This is a genomic window from Streptomyces sp. cmx-4-9 (assembly GCF_046548835.1).
In the GTDB taxonomy this organism is placed as follows: domain Bacteria; phylum Actinomycetota; class Actinomycetes; order Streptomycetales; family Streptomycetaceae; genus Streptomyces.
On sequence record NZ_JAEBEE010000011.1, the window covers coordinates 56341 to 76840 of the forward strand.

Genomic DNA, 20500 nt, shown 5'->3' on the forward strand with positions numbered 1-20500 from the left:
GCACTCCTGTTACGTGAAGCGGATCTGATGGAGTACGGCTTCTCCGAGCGTCGAGGCCGGGTCGCCGAGGTCGAATGTGATGTCGAAGTGGTTCCGGTGCTGGATCCGCAGGTCCCGTACCTCGAGTGCGCGGGAGAGGGCAGCCTCGACGAGCTGGTCGTGCTGACGGCAGAACTCGTCGGTCTCCGCGCCGCCTCGGGCGACGATCAACCGGGGGAGCCGGTCCGGCAGATGATGGATCGGGCTCATCCTGTGGGCCGCGGTCTCGTCGAGGCCCAGCGGTTCGTTGACGTAGGTGAGCCTGAGGGGCTCCAGGTCGTACACACCGCTGAGCAGGGTGGCTCCGGCGAATGCGTCAGCCGGGTGCAGGCCGCCGGGCCGCCAGTCCCCGAGCAGCGCCATGAGCACCAGATGTGCTCCCGCGGAGCTTCCGCTGAGGTGGATGCGGCGCTTGTCCACACCCAGTTCGGCGGCATGGCCGATCAGCCAGTCCAGCCCGCGGCGCACCTGGCCGACGATCTCCTCGAGCCGGTAGTGCGGTGCCAGCCCGTAGTCAAGCGCGGCATAGGCGACGCCGGCCGGGACCAGTCCGCCGGCTGGGAAGGACGACTCGTCTTTGCTCAGTTCCTGCCAGTAACCCCCGTGGATGAACACGAGCAGCGGGGCGTCCGGATAGTCGACCGGGAAGAAGTCGAGCGTCTCGCAGGGCTCCGTACCGTAGGCGAGCCCTCTGCGCGCCGACAGCTCACCTCTGGTCTTCCTGCTCTCCTCGGCATATTGGTCCAAGAAGAGCGAGATGTCAGCGACGCAGGAACTCGGCGAATACTGGCGGTCGAGTTCTTCCTGACCGTAATTGCGGTAGACAGCCGTGGCCATTCGCTGCCCTCTCGTTGTCAGAGTTCCGTACGAACGGACCACAGTTCGGGGAAGAAGCGGTGTTCGGCTACGCGCCGCAGCCACTCGACTCCCAGGGTTCCGCCGGTTCCTGGCTTGTAGCCCATGATCCGTTCGACCGCCAGGAAATGGGTGGTGCGCCAGCGCGAATACTGGAAGTTCAGTTCGGAAAGGGCCTCGGCGAACACGTACAGCTCGTGGTGTTCACGGGGCGATGTGTAGATTTCGGCCCAGGCGGCCTCGACCGCGGGGTGCGGCTCGTACGGCTCGGCGAAATCACGGGTGACGCATTCCTCCGGGATGTCCATGCCGCGGCGGCGCAGCAGGGACAGGACGGCGTCGTAAAGACTCGGCGCTTCCAGGGTCTCCGTGACTTGCGTGTACAGCCAGTCCACCGACCGGTAGGCCTCGGCCATGCGGCGGACCTTGTGGCCGAGAGAGAATTCCAGTTGTCGGTACATGTACGACTGGAAGCCGGAGGCCGTTCCCAGCTCGTTCCGGAAGCCGGCGAACTCGGTCGGCGTGATGGTACTGATCGGTTCCCACGTGGCCGTCAGAACGCGCTGAACACGCTCGATCCGGCGCAGGTACCAGATCGCTTCGTCGAGCCGGTCCTCGAAGAGGAAATCGCGCACCCTGTTCACCTCGGTGAACATCAGCTTGAAGAGGAGCTCCTGGATTTGCCCCGTGATGTAGAAGGGCCACTCCGCAGGTTCGTCGCTGCGGGGGTGCTGCAGGCTCAGCAGTACATCGACGCTGTGGTAGTCGATGTACGGTGTGCTGTTCTCGTTGACGCGTCCCGTGCTGAAGTCGAGTACGGGTTCTCCGTTGCTCTCCTCCATCTGCTTGCGCCGGTCCTCTTCGGACATCGGCTTGTAGGGGCGCGGCTGTGTCTTCGAGTGGGTGCTCATGGTGGGGTTCCGTCTCTGAACTTGCGTGGCGACACCGGGGCACAGCGCGGCGCACATACCCCGCTGAGAGTCGTCAGCCGCCGCTTACGGGCAGTTGAAACACAATCAAGGGATGCGAAGGGGACGCTTTGACAGGCTGTCAAAACAGTGGGTGCCGGCAGTTGTGCCAAGAGGTGAATGAATGCCGCTGTGGAACAGCGAATGAGGTACCCGACCGAACGGTTTCAGCGGTCCCAGCGGAGGAGCGCATGCCATGTCGGCGGGTGTTCTCGGAAAACGACTGGCTGGAATTCCGAAGTGCCGCGTGTGATCGCCGGAGCGCCTCGCTCTTCGCGGGCCCTGCTCAACTGGAGAACGACGATGCTGAATTCAGATGACGTTCAGTCAACCACGCGCATTCGGTATCTGATTGTCGGTCGGTCCTCCCATGGTTCCCCCGTGCCCCAGGTCGGAGCCAGCATACGTACGGCCAGATGCATCGTCAACTAAGCCATTTACACAAGAAAAGGCCTCGCACCTCTTCAGCCGCCGCTTCCCTGACGCAGCGCCCGGTCGACCAACGCCCCGGCGCCCCCCGTGTAGTGGGCCGGGTCACACAGATCGGCGAGTTCTGCCTCCGTAAGCCGGCCGGCCAGCTCCGGAAGCTCGGCCAGCACCTCGTGGAGCGGCCTCCCGGCCTCTTCTGCGGCAGCCGAGGCCTCGTTCAGCAGGCGGCGCGCCGCCGCACGCCCGAGGTGCGGCGTGAGCACAGCGGCGATCCGCTCGGAGGTGATGCGACTGCCGGTCATGCCGAGATTCAACTCCATCCGACTCGAGTGGACTTCGAGACCCTCTGCGAGTTCCACCACAGTGTGAGAGGCGCCACCTGTCAGCCGCAGGCACTCGCGGAGCAGCTGCCACTCCGCATGCCAGGCCCCCGCCGGGCGTTCGTCCTCGGCGACCATGCACTGCATCAGACCCGCTGCCATGAGCGGAACTTGGTGGGCAGCGCTGCGAATCAGCGTGGCCAGGACGGGGTTTCGCTTGTGCGGCATGGCCGAGGAGCTGCCCCGACCCGCTTGGAAGGGCTCCGTCACCTCCCCGACCTCGGTCCTGGTGAGGAACTGCACATCGGCGGCGATCTTCCCCAGTGCCCCGGCCGTGAAGGACAGCGCACCCGCCAGATCGGCCATGGGTGAGCGCAGAGTGTGCCAGGGCAGCACCGGCGCCGCGAGGCCGGTCTCTTCCGCATACATCTCGACCAGCCGCTCGAGGTAATCGCCGTCCGCCCACGGCTCCTCGGCGCCGACACGGGCGTACTCGAGGTAGCCGGCCATGGTGCCGGCAGCCCCGCCGAGCGATACGGGCAGCCGCCCCCGTTCCATCAGGTCGGCGAGCCGCTGTTCGGCGGCGAGCACCAGCCTCCGCCACCCCGCGGCCTTGAGTCCGAAGGTCGTCGGGACCGCGTGCAGCGCGAGCGTCCGCCCCGCCATGGGTGTGTCGCGGTGGCGCTCGGCCAGTACCGCCAGGGCCTGCGCGGATCTGTCCAGGTCGGCCCGGATGATCCTCAGGGTACGGACGCCGACCAGCATGGCACCGGTGTCCAGGATGTCCTGGCTGGTGGAGCCCCGGTGCACGTACTCGGCGGCCGCCGGATGCTCCTCGGCGACGAGCCGGGTGAATGCCTGTACCAGGCCCACCACGGGATTGGCGGTCTCGCGCCCGGCCAGGGCCACCTGTCTCAGATCGAGCCGCTCCGCTCTAGCGGCGGCGCTGATGGCGCGGGCCGCGTGCAGGGGCAGCGTGCCCAGGCGGGCCTGTGCGCGGGCCAGCGCCGCCTCGGCGTCGAGCATGGCCTGGAGCCAGGCGAGATCACAGACTGCTTCCTCCACCGGGGTGCCGGCGCGTACGGGGGAGAGGAGACCGGCGTCGAAGGTGACGGACTCGGGGTTCATGGTCATACGGGCACTCCGATCAGTTCGGGTTCGCGGGAGAGGGAGAGGGAGCGGGAGGGGCCGGCCGCCAGGGAGCCGCCGGCGGCAGGCAGGCTGAGGCAGGCGCGGGCGATTGCGTCGGAGTCCCCGAGGGTGACGGAGTCCACACCCGGCCGGATGCCCGCCGCCGTCACCCAGTGCACCGCCTCGGTCGGCACGCCGTAGGCGAAGCGCCGCGGGTGGGCCCGCCCGTCGGCGTCGATGACGTGGTACGGCCGCTGGGTCACCGCCAGTCCGCCGGTCTCGTGGAAGCCGCCCCGCGCATCGGCGATGCGGTACGTGGTGCACTGGCCGGTGTTCAGCATGTGCCGCTGCAGCGGGTCGGCCGTACGCCTGAGATCGGGCCCCGGCAGCCGGGCCTCGATCAGGACCGACGTCTCGACGGGTGCTCCGGGTACCAAGTCGGAGGAGGCGGTGAAGGCCGGCCTCCGCGGGTCGATGCGTACGGAGGTGCCCGGCCCCGTGGCGATCAGCACACCGGCCTCGATGAGCGCCGTCATCTGCTCGATGCGCGCTACCGGCGGGCCGATGGAGAGGAAGGCGTTGAGCGGGGTGAACCAGCAGTCCAGCTCATCGCGGTGCGACATCCCGTCCAGACCGCCGTGGTCCACGGCCAGCCGCACCTCGTTGCGTAGATCACGCAGTACGTCCAGGGCTGCTTTGAGCGGCCCGTCGACGTTTCCGGCCCGCGCGGCCTCGATATCGCGGGCCAGGTACTCCAGCAGCCAGGTGTTGAAGTCGTCCCTGCCGGTGAACGTCCGGTCTCCGCAGGGGTTCGTGACACGTTCCCAGTCCCACCGGTCCGCGGCCGGAATTCCGTACGCGTCCAGGAGCGCGAGCCGCTCCTCCTCGGCGGGGGTGCCGAGGTACTTGTCGGTGAAGGCCTCCGCCTCGCCCGCCCGGCCGCGGGAACGCAGCAGGGTCTGATAGTAGACGCTCTGTACTTCAGCGGAGATGAGCGGCCACAGCTGTTCGGTGAAGCGGATGTGCTCTCCGGCGCGTGTGCCCCGCCGCAGCCCTTCGATGTACTCGGGGGTGAGCAGGCGGGCGAAGTACCGCTCGTGCGCGCCCTTCTGGTTCTCGCCCCGCGCGTGGTAGGGCAGTCCGCGGCGGGAGGTCGCGTACATGGTGGGTTCGAGTCCGGAGGGCCGGTAGACCAGGCGCCATCCGCTGTCGTCCCCGGCCGCCGCCCGGACGAAGGTTCCGCCGCGACCGGTGGTGAACAGCGCCATGTAATCGAAGAAGTTGAGGCCCAGACCTCTGAGCAGTACGGGCTCACCGGGCAGGATGCCGCTGAGATCCGTGTCCGCCGGGTTCGCCGGCGCGAGGTACGTGAGCCGGTGGAGGTGCGCCAGGGACGCGGCGCGCTCCTCACCGCCGGACAGCCGGGCGGGTACGTGGCCCTGCGCCAGGACGACGGCGTGCAGATTCCGCAGCCAGCCGCCGTTCTCCAGCCGGATGCTCTGGGAGCCGCCCTGGCTGCCGTCGGCGTCGGCGATGGCAACGGCCCGCGTGCGGCGGGCCACCACGTTGACGTGTGCGGGCGCCCGCCGGACGATCCGCCGGAAGCTGTCGCGTAGGTAGTGCCCGTAGAAGGCGCGAGTGGGGTACGAGTCCGGGGTCAGCCGGCGGGCCTCGGCGAGCACGTGCTCGCCGGGGCCGTCCTCCTGCCCGGGCCGGGCGGGCGGGTGCGGGCTGGCGACGAGCGCCTGGGCCCACTCGTACAGGCTGGGCCCGGGCTCGATGGGGCCGTCGATGCGCACGCTGTCGTCGGTGTACACGGTGATCTGGGAAGCCACCGTGTTCATCAGCAGAACCCGGGACTGGTCGGTGCGCCACACGTGCCCGGCTCCGGGAGCCGCGGGGTCGATCACATGCACCGTCAGTGAGCGGCAGGACGGAGCCCTCCTCTCGTGGGCGCAGAGCCGCTCCAGGACGGACAGGCTTCGCGGACCTCCGCCGACAAGGCATATGTGGAGGTCGGCCGGGTCGTTCATCAGTGTTCTCCATCCCTGAGCCGTGTGCTCGGGGCGCGGACGGCCCCGTCGCGGGGCCGCTCTCTGGGGGCGCCCGGCGGGACCGTGTGAAGGGTGGCGGGGGCAATGTGGAGGGGCCGTCTGTCACAGGGGCGGAGCACACGGCCGATCTTTCGCCGCCTGGCAGGGCCACGTGGGTATCGGCACGTCATATGGCCTCGTGACCAACCCGCTTGATGCCACGTTACTTCCTCGCCCCCACCCGCTGAGCGGGGTGACAGGATCCAGGTGATCCTCTATCCTGAATCTCGTGAAGATCAGCACTGGTGTTGAGTGGATGGTTCACGCCTGCATCACCTTGGCGTGCGCTCCCCCGGGGACCCCGGTGCGGGCCGGTCGGCTGGCAGATTTCCACGGGCTGCCGAAGGCTTATCTCACCAAGCAGCTCCAGGCCCTGGTGCGGTTTGGGATCTTGCACTCCGTGCCTGGTGTGCATGGCGGGTTCTCTCTGGCACGCCCCAGTTCAGAGATCACCCTCATGGACATCGTCGCGGCAGTCGAGGGACGTGCCGACATGTTTCAGTGCACCCAGATCCGCAAGGGCGGAGTGGGCGCAACGTTCGGCACCACGGGGACGAACGTCCCCTGCACCGTTCAGAATGAAATGGCGAAGGCAGAGCTGGCCTGGCGAAAGGCCTTGGCGTCACGCACCCTCGCGGCCATTCTCGATGAGATCGCGAAGGATGCGCCAACGGTACTGCCCGTCACCCGCAAGTGGCTCGAAAACGCCTGATCCGCAGTATCTGATCGGGACAGCGCGCGATCCGGATAGCACCGGAACCGGGCGCGACGTCCCGCAGTGACCCTTGCCCCGCCCTGCCCGCTCCACCGCAGTGACCGCCGATTCGGTCTGTCGTGATGCCCACACATCCGACGTCGACCCGACGGGGTCTTGTCATGCCCTGACGCAACTTTGCCCGAAGACAGGAGTTTGCCGTGACTGGCAGCATAACTGCCACAGCTCAAGAGGACTCGAATCAGCTCAAGTCCACCGGCATGGCCGTCGCCGTCGTTCTCACCGCGGCGTTCCTCGTGCTGGCCGACACGTCCATCGTCAATGTTGCCGTGCCGGTTCTCCAGAGCGACCTGGGAGCCAGCTTCGCCCAGTCCCAGTGGGTCGTTGCGGTCTACCAGCTCGCCTACGCGGTTCTCTTGATCACCGGTGGCCGCCTCGGGGACCTGTACGGCCGACGCAGGCTGTTCGTGGTCGGCCTGGTGGGCTTCGTCCTCACCTCGGCGGCGTGCGGTTTCGCCACCAGCCCCGCCATGCTGATCGTCGCGCGAGCCCTGCAGGGTGTCGCCGCCGCACTGATGTACCCGCAGACCCTTGCCGTCATCCAGGTCGTGGTCCCGCCGGAGCGCCGTCCCAAGGCCTTCGCGGCGCTGGGCATGGTGGCCAGCTCCGCCACCATCGCCGGCCCGATGATCTCCGGTGTGCTGATCGAGCTCGACCTCTGGGGCAGCAGCTGGCGTCCGGCGTTCCTGCTGAACCTGCCCATCGGCATTCTCGGCGTGTTCGCGGCGCTGCGCTACCTGCCGGAATCGCGTTCGGAGCAGGCCCGCAAGCTCGACGTTCCGTCCGTCCTCATCATCAGTGCCGCCCTCGCCTGCCTGTGCTACCCGCTGATCGAGGGTCACGAGCGTGACTGGCCGTGGTGGACCTTCGCCGTGATGGCCCTCTCCCTGCCGCTCTTCGCACTGTTCGGGCTCCGCTGCACAAAGGTCCACCGCGAGACGCAGTCGGCGCTGGTGCCGCCCTCGCTCTGGCGCGACCGGGCCTTCACGGTGGGCCTGGTCATGTACCTGCTGGCCTACTCCGGTATCGCCTCGTTCTTCCTCTACCAGTCGCTGATGCTCCAGCTCGCCTTCGACTACAGCACCCTGGCGGTCGCGGCCGTCATGACCCCCTTCGCCATCGGCTCGCTGGTCGGCTATTACTCCTCCACCGCGTATGCACGCAAGACGAGCGGCCGCACGGCGGTCGTCACCGGCTCGCTGGTCTGGTCGGCGGGCGTGATCGGCGTCGGCGCCACCACGCTGCTGGCCGGCAACGGCCTCAAGGGCTGGTACTTCATCCCCACGTTCTTCATCGCGGGAGCGGGTCTGGGTCTGGCCCTTGCACCTCTCATGGGCGTGGTCCTGGGATCCGTGCGCAGCTCGGACGCCGGCTCCGCGTCCGGCACCCTCAGCACCGGCCAGCAGGTCGGAGCCGTACTGGGTGTGGCCCTGGTCGGTGTCGTGTTCTTCGGCACGCTCGGTTCGAGCTCCCACGACTCCGCCGCGGAGGGCGCGGAGAAGATCCGCGCATCGGTGTCGGCGACCGCGGACGGCGCACAGACCGAGCGGACGCTGCAGAGCTTCCAGGCCTGTGTGATCGCGCAGGGCGAGGGCAACCCGGCCGAGGCCGCCAAGTCCACGGACTGCCGCCAGGTGCTCGCCGACCCGGCAGGTCCCGCGAAGGCGCAGCTCGCGGAAGCCGCTCGGCACGACTACCGGATGGCCTACGGGGTGAGCTCGTTGGTCCTCGCCGCAGCGGCCGCGCTCATCGCCCTGGGCGTCGCCTTCCTGCCGCGCCCCCAGGCCGCGGCGAAGCAGTGAGCGCCCGGTACCCAGGAGGGATGTGACCATGAACGACACTCTGCTCGGTCTTCTCGAGACCCGGGTCCATGAAGGCGCCGAGTCCTCTGTGACCTTCGTCGAAGAGGAGCGCACGCTCCGGCTTTCCGAGCTGCTCGACGAGTCCAGGGCCACCGCCCGGGGGCTGATCTCCCGGGGAGTCGCTCCCGGCGACCGCGTCGCCTACATCATGCAGAACGGCAGCGGGTTCCTGAAGGCGCTCTTCGGCGCCCAGTACGCCCACGCGGTTCCCGTCCCCCTCGCACTGCCCTTCGGGCAGGCGGGCTCAGACGCCTACGCACGCCATGTCTCCGCGATCCTCAAGGACGGCGGGATCACGGTCCTCGTCGTCGACTCGGCGATGGAACGCGTCCGCCAAGCCATGGAGCAGGCGCTTCCCGGGATTTGCGTGGTGTCCTTGGGCGACCTCGTGCCGCCCGTCGGCGGGGCAGCGCTGCCCGCCGGCCCCGTCCCCGCCGATGCGCTGGCGTACATCCAGTACACGTCCGGCAGCACCTCGGCTCCCAAGGGGGTGGCGCTCACCCACGGGAACGTGATCGCCGGGCTCAACGCGATCGCGGAACCGTCGGCCGTCACCAGCGAGGACCGCTGGGGCATGTGGGCGCCGCTCTTCCACGACATGGGCATCTTCAGCGTGCTCACCGCTCTGTCGGTGGGCGCCGATGTGATCCTGTGGCATCCGCGTGCCGCCATCCGCAACCCGCTGGAGTGGCTGCGCCGGTTCGTCGAGGAGGGCTGCACCCTCAACTCCGCGCCCAACTTCTTCCTGGACGCCTTGGTCACCGCCGTGAGGTCTCAGGACGATCCGCCCGCGCCCCTCGACCTGTCGAAGTGGCGGCTCCTCTACAACGGCGCCGAGCCGGTGAACGTCAACTCCATCGAGGAGTTCCAGAAGACGTTCGGCCCCTGGGGTTTCCGGCCTCAGACCATGTACCCGGTCTACGGGATGGCGGAAGCCACGCTGGCTGTGACCTTCCCGGTGCTCGGCCGCGAGCCCGTCGTCCGCTGGGTGGACCGCGAGTCGCTTCTCGACGGCCGGTTCGTCCCCGCCGACGAGGGCGCGATCGGTGCTCGCCCGCTGGTCAGCCTCGGTCAGGCCGTGCCCGGCGTCCACGTGCGGATCTCGGTCGACGGCCGGCCCGCAGCCGAACGGCAGGCCGGCGAGATCGAGATCTCGGGCCCGGCCGTCACGCCGGGCTACTTCGGACGCCCGCCCGGCGATGAGCACACCGCCGACGGCTGGATACGGACCGGCGACATGGGCGTGATGGACGGCGGCCACCTGTTCATCTTTGGCCGCCTGAAGGACATGGTCATCGTGCGCGGGGTGAACTACTACGCGGAGGACGTGGAGGCCGTCGTACGCGACCTTCCGGGCGTATACCGAAAGCGCTGCGCAACCCTGCTGGAGTCGGAACACATGGCGCTCGTCGTGGAAACCGACCTCGGTGACATCGCCGAGCGTGCCGCGCTTGTCGCCGCGTGCCGCAGGGAAATCAAGCTGCAGATCGGGATAGGTGACGTAGTGGTATATCTCGCACCCCCGCGCTTCTTGCCGCAGACGAGTAGCGGTAAGGTTCAGCGTAACAAGCTCCGCCGTTCTCTTGATGAACTCACCGCCATTTACCCCTAGTTGTGGGGTTGGCGTGACGAGTTATCCGGAGCGATCAATGAAGGGAATCCCACAGTGGAGACACACTCCACGATGACCGTCGCCGATTCTGTCCGCGAGGTTCTCGCGACCGAACTCGGTATCGCGGTCGGCGATATTTCTGGAAAAGCCGAAATCAATCTGCTTCCTGGTATGGAGTCCGTGAAGCTCCTGAAAATTGTGAGCGAACTCGAGGAGATTCACGGGGTCTCCCTGGACGACGACGTGCTCTTCGCCATGGAGACGGTCAACGACTTGGTCCAGGCGCTCCAGAGCCCGGAATCCGCCGGGGGCGCGCCGGACGGCGTGGAGTCCGGACGATGACCCGCGAGGTGTCGGCACACGGCGCGGGCGGCTGGCTCGACGCCCTGTCGGAGATCGTGCCGACGCCCGAGGAGTACCTCCGCTTCGACATGGACCGCGCCAGTGCGCTGGCGGTCATGCGGTGTCCGGAGCCCGTTCTCGACGCGTTGATCGAGGCGGGGCTGCGGCACACCACCGAGGGCGGACGTGTGCTGTTCGACGACAGCGACATCCGCAATCTGGCCGCGTCCTCCGGATCGGGTACGTCCGTGCCCGAACTGGTGCAGCGCTACCTCTTCCGGTTCGCCGCTGGCGCGCCGAGCGAGTGGACCGACCCGCGCCCGTGGCACGTCCGCAATCTCGCCGCGTGTCCCGACGCGGCGGGTTGCACCGGCTCGTGGGAGTTCGCCGCCCTGTCCAGTGCGGACTTCGGCGGGCAGGCACGGGACGAGCGCACCCTGGTGGGCGCAGCGGTGGACGCCGGTGGAGCGAACGTCGACGGGTACCCCCCGATGGCGATGTTCGAGGCGACGGTCCGCACCGTCGGCAGTGTCCGGCGGGTCGGCCACCCGCTAGTCCGGCAGGCCTTCCACGAGGCGCTGGACGAGATGCGCACCGGTCGGATGCGCTACCAGTCGATGCCCCTCGCCCTGCGCAACGACCCGGTGGCGGCTCGCGCGAACGGCACGGTGAACTGCATCAGCGTCAGCCTCGAGCTGGAGCGGGTGTTCGCCGAGGCCGGCCTCGAGGCCCGCAGCCGGCGGGGATACCTCATGGGCCTGCTCGGCAGCGATCACTCGTGGACGGAGGTACGCGAGGACGGGGAGTGGAAGGTCATTGACCCCGTTTTCGCTCTGCTGGGGCTCCGGCAGGGCGCCTCCGAGGACTTCGTCGAGTTCTGCCTCGGCTCCGTACCCAACAGGCTCGTGCCCTGTGACAGCCCGGCGGACCGGGAAACGGTCCGGCACCAACACGGAGAGGCACCTGCCGCCACACGCAACGTGGTGCTGGTGCGTCCACTCAAGGAGAATCCATCATGACCGGCCGTCAGCTCTTGGCGGAGTGCATGTCCGCTCCCGCCATCCTCAACTCCATAGCCGATGACGACGACCTGCGTGATGCCGGTCTGAACTCCGGCGAGATGGTTCTCCTCGTGATGAAGCTGGAGGACGAGATCGGACGCGCCATGGAGGACGAGGAGATCGTCTCCGTGGCCACCATCGCGGACATAGACGCGCTGCTCGGTGCGCGCCCGGCGCAGGACACGGCTGCGGTCTGCGCCTAGTTCCCGTTCATGCCCACGACTGCCGGAACGACCGCCCCGCCGCTCTTCGGACTGGCCGAAGGGGTGGTGCTCGAGTACGCCCGTCTGCCGGTGGACGGACTGCCTCCGCTGCTTCGGGAGGAAAGCCGGCTGATGGTCGGCCTGCCACTCGCCCGCAGGGAGGACTTCCGGCTAGGACGTGCGGCAGCCGCGAAATGCCTGAGCGTACTGGGACAACGAGGTCCCGTACTGTCGGAGGGAAGAATGCCGCTCTTCCCCCAGGGTGTTGTCGGGTCGATCAGCCACCGGAATGGTACGGCGGTATGCCTGGCCGCCCGGAGCAGCGATATTCGGGCGGCCGGTGTCGACATCGAAATTGCGAGGTCGATTCCGCCGCGTGCTGCCAGGATTCTCTGTACGGAGCGGGAACGGGCCTGGCTGAAACAGCAGCCGGACCCCGAGCAGCAGCTCACTGCTCTCTTCTCGATGAAAGAAGCGGTCTACAAAGCCGCATGCGGACTGCGCCTGGCGATTCGCAGCTTCAAGGAACTGGAGCTTCCCGTGGACTGCTATGACGGGAAGGTGTGGGACGGAATCGCGGTCGTGCACGGCGTCCGATTGCAGACGGGCGGCCGGCCCGCCGACCGGACCGTATTGACGTGGGCGGTTGCCCGCCTCTGACCCCCGCGCTTCCGAACCCCGCCCTCTGACCATTGGACCTCTCATGCGCAGCTTCCACCTTCTCCTGGACAAGATCGTCGCCAAGGAGTCGCGCCCGCCCGCAATCGTCGAAGTGCTCCGCCTTCCGGGCATCGACGGCTGGGAGGAGGGCCGGATCTGGGGCGAGTGGGATGTGGACCCCGTCATGGTCGGCCCCGGGGGAGTCTTCGGCGGATACCTCTCCGCCGTCGCCGACAGCTACGCCGGCATGTGCATGTACACCGTGCTTGAGGACGGCGAGTGGCTGGCGACCCGGGAGCTCTCCATGCGGTTCCTGGCGCCTGTGCCCGGCGGGCGGGTGCGCACAGAGTCGTCCATCGTCAAGACGGAGGGCCGGCGGGTCTGGGTGGACACCGTCTTCACCGACGCGTCCGGAGTGACGGTGTGCACCGCGCAGGTGGTCCAGGTGGTCGTCGCCGCCAGGCGGACCGGTGCAGCCGCCCAGTGGCAGGAGGAGCCGCCGGCACAGAGCGGCACGACACGGCACGGGGCTGAAGAAGGCTGAGAACAGAGCCGGTCCGGCAGTCGGCGTATCGGCAGAGCAACAGGCGTACGGGGCGCCTTCCCCTCGATACTTCTACATCGCTTGGAGAGACAGCGACATGGCAGCAACGTCCAACGAGGCCCTCCGTATAGGTGAGCTGTTCGACATGGGGGCCGCCCGCCACCCGAACTCTCACGTCACCCTCGACCATCGGTTGGCCCTGTTCCCGGAATCCGGAACGAGAATCACCTTCCGCAAGCTCGCCGACCACGTGGCCGAGATATCGGCACGGCTGGCGGCCGCGGAGGTCCAGACCGGCCAGCACGTCGTCCTCTTCGCGTCCAACAGCTTCGACCTGGTCCTGGTCGCGTGCGCGCTGGGCCGCCTCGGCGCCATCCCGGTCCTGCTCTCCCCGAAGCTCGAGGGCGCGGTGGTGGCTGAGCTGCTGACCAAGCTCGACCAGCCCCCCGTCCTGCTGACGGACCCCGCAACGCTCGAAGGGGCTCTGGACGGGATCGACCTGTCCGGGATCACCAGCCGGGTCCTGCTGACGCACGGCACGACCGGGGACAGCCTCAGCCTGGAGAAGTTCGTCGGTGCACCGCGCCGGGTTGCCGTGCGCCGCGGTGCCGACGAGCCGGCGCTCGCGACGCACACCTCCGGCACGACCGGTCTGCCCAAGCTCGTGGTGCAGTCAGCCCGCAGCCTGTGGTGGCACCTCAAGCCCCAGCTGAAGACCGCCAAGGTGCTGCGCGCCAGTGAGACCCGCGGCTTCTGCGTCTCCTTCGTCCACGCCAGGATCTGGCCCCTCCTGTGGATCACCCTCTACCGGGGTCAGCACACGGTGATCCTCGCCGACCCGGATCCGCGCAACGCTGCCGATCTCTTCAGCGAGACCAAGCCCGGCATGATCGAGGCCCACCCCAACTGCCTGATCCAGTGGGAGAAGCTGGCCCAGGACCCGCGCGGACCGCTGGCCAACGTGCGCTACTTCATCAACACGTTCGACGCCATGCACCCCAGGACCATGCGCATTCTGCTGGGTGCCAGCCGGCGCAAGCTTCCGCTGTACATCCAGGGGTACGGACAGTCGGAGACCGGCCCGATCTGTATGCGTCCGTACACGCGGCAGCTGGCGAAGACGGCGGACGGCCGCTGCCTCGGGCGTACGTTCCAGGGCGTGTCCGAAGTCAAGATCGGTGAACCGCTGATCGACACGCCCGGACCCGAGCGGGTCGGCCCCATCCTCGTGCGTTCGCAGGGACACTCGCTGGGCATCATCGGCGGGGCCGAGCAGTTCGCCGAGCGGTTCGCGGGCGGCTGGTGGCGCATGGGCGACCTCGGCTACCGGACGAAGTGGGGCTGCGTCCACCTCCTGGACCGGGAGATCGACCACATCGACGGTGTGGCGAGCAGCCTGCAGGTGGAGGACGCGCTCATGGAGCGGCTGCCCGAGTTGACCGAGATCGTGCTCGTGGGCGACGCCGACGGCCGGCCGGTCCCGGTCATCTCTACCCACGACGACAAGCCGCTGGACCGCCTCGCCTGGCGGCAGGCGGTCGTCGGCCTCCCGCCGATGGCCGATCCGCTGCACTGCGCCTGGAACGCGCTGCCGATGACCTCGACCTGGAAGGTGCGCCGTCAGGCACTGGGCGTCATGGTGGCCGACGGCACGCTGCCCCTGGTCGGCTCCCCGGCACAGGTCTGATCGTGCTGACAACGGATGCAACCGGCGCCGGCGCGTCAACGGGCCGGGAGATAGACCTCTTCTCCCAGGAGTTCGCGGCCGACCCGTTCCCCGTCTACTCGCGGCTGCGCAGTTCCGCGCCGGTCCACTACGACCCGGCGACGCGTCTGTGGCTGGTGAGCAGGGACGAGGACATACGCAAGGTCCTGCTGGACTCGGCCACGTACCGCAATGACAACGCCCTGCGCCCGGTCCTGCCGTTGCGTCTCCCGGCGCTGAGGATCATGGAACGGGTCGGCTTCAATATTCCGCCGGCGCTGTTCAACAACAGCGGCGACAGCCATGCGGGACTGCGCGGGATCGTGCTCAGGATGTTCAGCGCGCAGCGGGTGCGCGAAGCGCTGCCGATGATCGAGAGGGTCACCGCCGAGGAGCTGGACCTGCTTGAGGCGGCCTTGGAGGTGGAAGGCCGGTGTGATGTGGCATCGACCGCCGCCCGCACCATCCCCATTCGGGTCATGCTGGAGATGCTGGGGATCGCCGGTCTCTCAGAGGTGGACACCGCGACGGTCGCGGAATGGACGGACGCCTTCATCACCCTCTTCTGGGGGCGTACGGACAAGGACGAGCAGCGTCTGCTCGCCGGCCGCGCCTCCGATTTCTACGCGTGGCTCTGCGACTTGGCCGAACTGCGCGAGGTTCCGGACGGTTCGCTGCTCGCTGCCCTCGCGGCGCACCGTATGCCGGACGGCTCGCCGATGACCCGCGACGAGATCGTGGCCATCTGCTCCAACCTGCTGGTAGCGGGTCATGTGACCACGTCCCAGATGATCAGCACGGCGCTGTGCCGGGCGTTGGAGAGCCCGGATGAGTGGCAGGCGCTGCAGGCCGGCGGGCCGGAGCGGGCCGAGGCCTTCGTGGAGGAGACGCTGCGCAGGGAGCCGTCCCTGACGGCATGGCGCCGGATCACCAGCCGGGAAACCACCCTGAACGGGGTGGAGCTGCCGGCCGACGCGGAGCTTCTGCTGCTGCTCACCAGCGCGGGAACCGATCCGGAGGCCTTCGAGGATCCGGAGGGAATCTGCCCCTTCCGCGATTCCGGCCGTCAGCACCTCGGCTTCGGGCTGGGCCGGCACCGCTGCCCGGGCGCCGAACTGGCCCGCGCCGAAGGACGTGTCTTCCTCGACATGGCCGCCCGGAGGTTCCCGAACCTCCGGGCGGCGGATGCGGACGGGCCTCCCTTCCTCGAACTGGTCTCCTTCCGCGCGCCCAGCCGGTTGCTCGTGGCCCAGACAGATGGCAAGTGAAAGAGAAGAATGAAGAACACTGAACCCGAGGTCCTGGTCGTCGCTCGTCCCGCGCTCGACTTCGAAGAGATCGCCAGGTACATGGGAGAGGTCGGTGGCGTCGAATGGCTGGCGCGGCTCGACCAGGGCCGGCTGGACGAGGAGTTGAACGAGGCGCAGACCCTGGCGGAGATCGCCGGCCGCGTGTGCTACAGGTCCTGGGAGCCTGGGCTCAACCCCAATGTGAAGCGGGTGCGTACCGATCAGGGCGCGTATCTGAAGAACATCCTGTCGAGTGCGCACGGGTCGGTGCTGGAGCACGCGAACTTCAGTTTCGTACTGAACAACGTGAGCCGGGTCTTCACCCACGAGCTGATCCGGCATCGCGCCGGTACCGCGGTGTCCCAGGAGTCGCTGCGGTTCGTCCGGTTGCAGGAGATCCCGTTCTGGTTCCCGGAGTGGGCTCGCGAGGATGCCGAGCTGATGGAACGGGCGTCCGGCGTACTGCGGGAGCTGGAGGAGTTCCAGACCTGGATGGCAGGGCGTTTCGGCCTCGACGAGGACGGCGTCGTGTTCTCGGAGAAGAAGCACAAGACTTCTTTCATGAGGCGATTCGCTCCCGAGGGCGTGGGCACCACCCTGCTCTGGACGGCGAACATCCGCACACTGCGGCACACCATCGAATCCCGGACGGCACCGGGGGCGGAGGAGGAGATCCGTCTCGTCTTCCACAAGATCGGAGAGATCATGCGTGCGGAGGCACCGGCGCTCTTCGGGGACTACACGATCGAGGACGGAGCTTGGGTGCCGTCGTGGCGGAAGGTCTGAGTCGATGTCCCTGCCGCCCTCCCGATGCGTTCCGTCGTCCGATGTCGTGGTCATCGGCGCGGGCATATCCGGCCTGTGCGCCGCCTACGCGATGCGGCGGGCGGCGCCTGACCTGAAGGTCGCCGTGCTGGAAGCGGGCGGTGCGGCGGGCGGGAATCTGCGCAGGGTCGCGGTCGGCGAGTCCTTCGTGGATGCCGGCGCTCAGACGGTGAACGGCCTTTCACCGGAGCTGGAGGACATGCTGAGGAGCCTCGGGCTGGAGAGCCTGATGACCTGGTCTTCCAAGCCCGAGGTCCGCATCTACGCCCGTGGCCGGCTGCGGGGCCTTCCCCGCTGGTCCCACGACGGCCCCATGGCACGGGACATCCTCCGGCTGGGTTACGTATCGGGTCCGACAGCGGCCCTGGGGGCGATCCGGTCGCTCCGGGCGGCCTTCAGCCGGGAGGCCGGCGGCGGGATCTCGGCCGACACGCTGCGCTCAGTGGTCAGGGCCGGTGCCGAGCCGTCGTTGCTCGCGCCCTTGCGGGAGTCCTCCTACGACCCGGGCATCTCCGGGGACCCCACGCGGAGGCGCCAGGCGTGGGGCCTGTCCGGAGGAACCGCTCAGCTCGCGGAACGCTTGGAGAGGGAGCTCGGTCCCGTCATCGAGACGGGGAGCCCGGTCGCGAAAGTGCTACGGGAAGGGCAGGGCCGGCTTCTGGTCGACGCGCGCGGCGAAGCGCTCCGGTATGCCGATTCCGTCATTTGCGCCACGCCGGCGCCTGTCGCGGGCGGCCTTCTCGCGGACCATTCGGTCTCGGAGGTCCTGACGGGAATCCCGTACCGGGCGTCGGCGACGGTCACTTTCCGTCTTGCCGACGGCAGCGAGCCGCTGCACGACGACGTGACGGGGATTCTGGTGGGAGACGCCCGGCTCGCGCCCCTCGTGGCCGTGTCCTTTCTGGACAGGAAGTTCGACCGCGCCGGAACGGGCGAGAACTTCGTACGCTGCAGTCTGCGGGTCGGCCCCTCTATGGACACCACCCCCGAGGCGGTTTGCCGGCTTGCCGCTGAGCGGCTCGGCGCAATCCTCGGTCATCAGCCCCGGATTGTTGACCGGGCCGCGTCGGTTTTCCGCTACGGGGTTCCCCAGGCATCTACCGAGGATGTACGGAGACTGCGGGAAGCGCAGGCCGGTCTCGGGGAGCAGGGCATCCAGCTCGCCGGATCGTACCTGGCACGCCCGTCAGGCCTCAGGGCAGCGATCTCCTCCGCGTTCCAAGCCGTTGACGCGTTGACGCGTTGACACAGCCGCGTTCCTTGCCCCGTGTCAGCTTCGGGCGGCGGCAAGGCGGTGGCCGGCGCCGCAGGCACTGGCGGCCGCGCCTGGACCGGGAGACCGTTCGAGCCGTCGGCTGCCCGCCCTACGGACCGGTCTGAGCTGCACCTGGTGGTCAGCGACGCCATGGTGATGTCTCTGGAAGCAGGCCAGTGCCCGCACAGGCGGTTCATCCGCTTGAATGACGAGCGTCGGCATCGGAGCGTGCTGGCCGGTGTGCCTTGACCGGTAGGGCTACCCCTTGAGACGGGTGGGCCCTCTCTCCGAGGTACGGCTATGCTCCCCGGCATGGTTGCGACCCGGCCGGTCCTCAGGGTGCCGCGATCCCGCTCTCGTTCAGCGGGTCCGCTGCGGATCTGTGGTGCAGATCGCCGGCAAGGACGAGTGGCTGTTCACCGGCAGGCTCTCGCTGCGCACGCACCCATGGCTCGCCGACCACGCCGTCTTCGGCGCGGTCTCGATGCCGGGTACCGGATTCGTGGAACTGGCTCTGGCCGCTGGTGCCCACCCTCACCACCACGCAGACGACACGGGTGCTGGCACCGAAAGTCGATGCGGCACTACATCTGCACGAGCTGACCCGGGACGGATCTGTCGGCGTTCGTGCCGTTCTCGTCCGCGTCGCCGTTGCTCGGCGGACAAGGACAGGGCAATCACGGCGCCGCGAACAGCGTGCTGGACGCGCTGGCACGCGCGCGGCGCAGCGCGGGCCTGCCCGCACACTCGTTGGCCTGGGGACTGTGGACCGTCGACATGGCAGGGATACTCGCCGGGGACGGCGCTGAGCAGTGCGCCCGCCAGTTCCGGGCCAAGCTCGGCCTGGTCCCCATCGACCCGGCGTCCGGGATGGCGCTGTTCGACAACGCGCTCGCGACCGACCGGGCGACACCGGTCACGGCACTGCTGGACACGGCGGCGCTCACCACCCTGGCCGGCGGCGGCACACTGCCCGCGGTACTGCGCGGCATGATCCGGATTCCCCCGGCCGCCGCGAGTACCGGTGTCAGCCTGACGCGGCAGCTGGCCGCACGGCCCGACGCCGACCGCGGCGCTGTGATCCTGCGCGAGGTGCGCAACGTCGCCGCGGGGGTCCTCGGCCACCTGTCCGGCGACGCGATCGACCTGCACGCGCCGTTCACCGAGCTCGGTTTCGACTCCCTCGGGGCCATCGAATTCCGGAACCGGCTCGTGCAGTCGACCGGGCTGGTGTTGCCTTCGACGCTGATCTTCGACCACCCGACCGCTGCCGACGTGGCCAAGCTGGTGCGATCGCTGATCGAGGAATCCGACACCGGGGTGGTCGAGCAGGCACCGGTCGGCGTGCGAGGCACGACCACCGACTTGGTGGCGGCGGCACATCGCCGCGGCGAACTTGAAACGGCGATGCCCCTGCTCATCGCGAGTTCGGCCCTGATGACCATGTACTCCGCCGACGAGGCAGCCGTACGGCGCCCGGCTGCGTCGCAGCTCTTGGCGCGCGGGGCCACCGCACCGGCACTGATGTGCATCCCCTCGTTCCTGGCGGGATCGGGACCGCACCAGTTCGCCCGGCTGGCCCGCGGTCTGGGCGGCGAGCGGCAGGTCAGCGCGTTGCGGCTGCCTGGTATGAGCCCGGGCGACGACCTGCCGCGACATGGGCGGCGGCGATCGGCAGCCTTGCCGCGGCCGTTGCGTCGCAACGCGAGCGGGGCCCGGTGGCGCTCATCGGCTATTCGGCCGGTGGTGCAATCGCCCATGCTGTCGCCCGGCGGCTCGAGGACGACGGCGTTGACCTCGTGGGCGTCGCGATGATCGACACCTACTCCCCGGAAGAGCACGGACTCAACCGCCTCGTGCTCACCGACGCGCTGGGGCAGATCCTGTCCCGGGACAACGCACTGACCCCCGTCGACGACCACGCCTTGGTCTCCATGGGCGGCTACGTGCGGATATACCCCGAGCGTGCGGCCGAGCCGATCACCGCGCCGACGCTGAACCTGCGGGCCACCGTGACGCTGAGCAGCTTCGGGGACGTCGACCCCGTCCCCGCCCGGCAACACCGTGGACCGATCGAGCGCATCGAGTCAGATCACTTCTCGATCATCGAAGAACAGGCGGAGGAGACCGCCGCGCACCTCCGGCGCTGGCTCGATCCGCTCAGCGGCCGTTGATGAGCGAACCGTCAGATTGGCGCCCGACGGGCTCGGGCGCCTGCGCCGGGCATTCGACGATGTTCAGGCGCGGGGGCCGACCCGAGCAGTTGCCCGGCTGGTCCCTGGCCCGAGCCGGCGATCACCGCGGCGACGGCAGGGCGGGCCGGGTCGCAGGACGCGGTGCGACAGGTTACTGAAGACATGGAATTCGCTTTCTTGTAAATCCACCAGAGGCACAAAAATATTCCATCCGCAAATCCGGCTGAGAGGCACGTATTTCGTTCGGCTGCAACAGTCTCGGCGAGGAATTCTAAGCTTGACAGGGTCGTAGGGTTTGCTTATGGTCCAGTCGTTCAGTTTCTGCCGATCGATATCC

17 protein-coding genes and 3 pseudogenes are annotated in these 20500 nt (G+C 68.4%); 16 read left to right on the top strand and 4 right to left on the bottom strand.

The window, feature by feature from the left end; all coding sequences use genetic code 11:
- Nucleotides 1-9: 9 nt before the first annotated feature.
- The 4 genes from ACLJTM_RS30530 to ACLJTM_RS30545 all read right to left on the bottom strand — a co-directional run bounded on the left by ACLJTM_RS30530 (nucleotide 10) and on the right by ACLJTM_RS30545 (nucleotide 5775).
- A complete protein-coding gene (locus ACLJTM_RS30530; protein ID WP_411107013.1) occupies nucleotides 10-786 on the bottom strand; it encodes an alpha/beta hydrolase in 777 nt (258 codons plus the stop codon).
- Between the two features lie 107 nt (nucleotides 787-893).
- A complete protein-coding gene (locus tag ACLJTM_RS30535) occupies nucleotides 894-1805 on the bottom strand; it encodes a tryptophan 2,3-dioxygenase (protein ID WP_411107014.1) in 912 nt (303 codons plus the stop codon).
- A gap of 521 nt (nucleotides 1806-2326) precedes the next feature.
- Entirely contained in the window at nucleotides 2327-3745 is a 1419-nt protein-coding gene (pcaB, locus tag ACLJTM_RS30540) for a 3-carboxy-cis,cis-muconate cycloisomerase (protein WP_411107015.1), read from the bottom strand.
- The gene (locus tag ACLJTM_RS30545; RefSeq protein WP_411107016.1) at nucleotides 3742-5775 is read right to left on the bottom strand and encodes an FAD/NAD(P)-binding protein; all 2034 of its coding nucleotides are present in this window, start codon (nucleotides 5773-5775) and stop codon (nucleotides 3742-3744) included. The genes pcaB and ACLJTM_RS30545 overlap by 4 nt, the downstream gene beginning before the upstream one ends.
- A 289-nt stretch (nucleotides 5776-6064) precedes the next feature.
- On the opposite strand from ACLJTM_RS30545, the gene ACLJTM_RS30550 reads away from it, so the two are divergent.
- The 16 genes and pseudogenes from ACLJTM_RS30550 to ACLJTM_RS30625 all read left to right on the top strand — a co-directional run bounded on the left by ACLJTM_RS30550 (nucleotide 6065) and on the right by ACLJTM_RS30625 (nucleotide 20142).
- On the top strand, nucleotides 6065-6547 hold the full coding sequence (locus tag ACLJTM_RS30550; RefSeq protein WP_411107017.1) for an RrF2 family transcriptional regulator: 483 nt from the start codon (nucleotides 6065-6067) through the stop codon (nucleotides 6545-6547).
- Between the two features lie 203 nt (nucleotides 6548-6750).
- The gene (locus tag ACLJTM_RS30555; protein ID WP_411107018.1) at nucleotides 6751-8412 is read left to right on the top strand and encodes an MFS transporter; all 1662 of its coding nucleotides are present in this window, start codon (nucleotides 6751-6753) and stop codon (nucleotides 8410-8412) included.
- Nucleotides 8413-8440: 28 nt separating this feature from the next.
- A complete protein-coding gene (locus tag ACLJTM_RS30560) occupies nucleotides 8441-10084 on the top strand; it encodes an AMP-binding protein (RefSeq protein WP_411107019.1) in 1644 nt (547 codons plus the stop codon).
- A 72-nt stretch (nucleotides 10085-10156) separates the two neighbouring features.
- Nucleotides 10157-10426 (top strand): acyl carrier protein, encoded by a 270-nt coding sequence (locus tag ACLJTM_RS30565; RefSeq protein ID WP_411107020.1) that lies wholly within the window; start codon nucleotides 10157-10159, stop codon nucleotides 10424-10426.
- Nucleotides 10423-11445, top strand: a complete 1023-nt coding sequence (locus ACLJTM_RS30570; RefSeq protein WP_411107021.1) for a hypothetical protein — start codon at nucleotides 10423-10425, stop codon at nucleotides 11443-11445. Before ACLJTM_RS30565 ends, ACLJTM_RS30570 begins: the two co-directional genes overlap by 4 nt.
- Complete coding sequence (locus ACLJTM_RS30575) at nucleotides 11442-11690, top strand: phosphopantetheine-binding protein (RefSeq protein ID WP_411107022.1); 249 nt, start codon at nucleotides 11442-11444, stop codon at nucleotides 11688-11690. The genes ACLJTM_RS30570 and ACLJTM_RS30575 overlap by 4 nt, the downstream gene beginning before the upstream one ends.
- Before the next feature lie 9 nt (nucleotides 11691-11699).
- Nucleotides 11700-12350 carry a 4'-phosphopantetheinyl transferase family protein gene (locus ACLJTM_RS30580; protein ID WP_411107023.1) on the top strand — a complete coding sequence of 217 codons (651 nt, stop codon included), beginning with the start codon at nucleotides 11700-11702 and terminating at the stop codon, nucleotides 12348-12350.
- 43 nt (nucleotides 12351-12393) lie between these two features.
- Nucleotides 12394-12894 (top strand): PaaI family thioesterase, encoded by a 501-nt coding sequence (locus ACLJTM_RS30585; RefSeq protein WP_411107024.1) that lies wholly within the window; start codon nucleotides 12394-12396, stop codon nucleotides 12892-12894.
- A 97-nt stretch (nucleotides 12895-12991) separates the two neighbouring features.
- Entirely contained in the window at nucleotides 12992-14581 is a 1590-nt protein-coding gene (locus tag ACLJTM_RS30590) for a class I adenylate-forming enzyme family protein (RefSeq protein ID WP_411107025.1), read from the top strand.
- Between the two features lie 2 nt (nucleotides 14582-14583).
- Nucleotides 14584-15867 carry a cytochrome P450 gene (locus ACLJTM_RS30595; protein ID WP_411107026.1) on the top strand — a complete coding sequence of 428 codons (1284 nt, stop codon included), beginning with the start codon at nucleotides 14584-14586 and terminating at the stop codon, nucleotides 15865-15867.
- Between the two features lie 9 nt (nucleotides 15868-15876).
- On the top strand, nucleotides 15877-16674 hold the full coding sequence (thyX, locus tag ACLJTM_RS30600) for an FAD-dependent thymidylate synthase (protein WP_411107027.1): 798 nt from the start codon (nucleotides 15877-15879) through the stop codon (nucleotides 16672-16674).
- A 4-nt stretch (nucleotides 16675-16678) separates the two neighbouring features.
- Nucleotides 16679-17959 (top strand): protoporphyrinogen/coproporphyrinogen oxidase, encoded by a 1281-nt coding sequence (locus ACLJTM_RS30605; RefSeq protein ID WP_411107028.1) that lies wholly within the window; start codon nucleotides 16679-16681, stop codon nucleotides 17957-17959.
- 394 nt (nucleotides 17960-18353) lie between these two features.
- Nucleotides 18354-18488: pseudogene (locus ACLJTM_RS30610) on the top strand (hypothetical protein); the annotation flags it as partial.
- Between the two features lie 95 nt (nucleotides 18489-18583).
- Nucleotides 18584-19246, top strand: a pseudogene (locus ACLJTM_RS30615) (beta-ketoacyl reductase); the annotation flags it as partial.
- A 248-nt stretch (nucleotides 19247-19494) separates the two neighbouring features.
- Nucleotides 19495-19746, top strand: a pseudogene (locus tag ACLJTM_RS30620) (thioesterase domain-containing protein); the annotation flags it as partial.
- Between the two features lie 21 nt (nucleotides 19747-19767).
- The gene (locus ACLJTM_RS30625) at nucleotides 19768-20142 is read left to right on the top strand and encodes a hypothetical protein (RefSeq protein ID WP_411107228.1); all 375 of its coding nucleotides are present in this window, start codon (nucleotides 19768-19770) and stop codon (nucleotides 20140-20142) included.
- Nucleotides 20143-20500: the final 358 nt, after the last annotated feature.

Coding starts and splice junctions, on each gene's coding strand:
- ACLJTM_RS30605 (WP_411107028.1), top strand. CDS start 16,679: ATGTCCCTGCCGCCCTCCCGATGCGTTCCGTCGTCCGATGTCGTGGTC.
- ACLJTM_RS30580 (WP_411107023.1), top strand. CDS start 11,700: ATGCCCACGACTGCCGGAACGACCGCCCCGCCGCTCTTCGGACTGGCC.
- ACLJTM_RS30535 (WP_411107014.1), bottom strand. CDS start 1,805: ATGAGCACCCACTCGAAGACACAGCCGCGCCCCTACAAGCCGATGTCC.
- ACLJTM_RS30560 (WP_411107019.1), top strand. CDS start 8,441: ATGAACGACACTCTGCTCGGTCTTCTCGAGACCCGGGTCCATGAAGGC.
- ACLJTM_RS30570 (WP_411107021.1), top strand. CDS start 10,423: ATGACCCGCGAGGTGTCGGCACACGGCGCGGGCGGCTGGCTCGACGCC.
- ACLJTM_RS30590 (WP_411107025.1), top strand. CDS start 12,992: ATGGCAGCAACGTCCAACGAGGCCCTCCGTATAGGTGAGCTGTTCGAC.
- ACLJTM_RS30575 (WP_411107022.1), top strand. CDS start 11,442: ATGACCGGCCGTCAGCTCTTGGCGGAGTGCATGTCCGCTCCCGCCATC.
- pcaB (WP_411107015.1), bottom strand. CDS start 3,745: ATGACCATGAACCCCGAGTCCGTCACCTTCGACGCCGGTCTCCTCTCC.
- ACLJTM_RS30585 (WP_411107024.1), top strand. CDS start 12,394: ATGCGCAGCTTCCACCTTCTCCTGGACAAGATCGTCGCCAAGGAGTCG.
- thyX (WP_411107027.1), top strand. CDS start 15,877: ATGAAGAACACTGAACCCGAGGTCCTGGTCGTCGCTCGTCCCGCGCTC.
- ACLJTM_RS30565 (WP_411107020.1), top strand. CDS start 10,157: ATGACCGTCGCCGATTCTGTCCGCGAGGTTCTCGCGACCGAACTCGGT.
- ACLJTM_RS30545 (WP_411107016.1), bottom strand. CDS start 5,775: ATGAACGACCCGGCCGACCTCCACATATGCCTTGTCGGCGGAGGTCCG.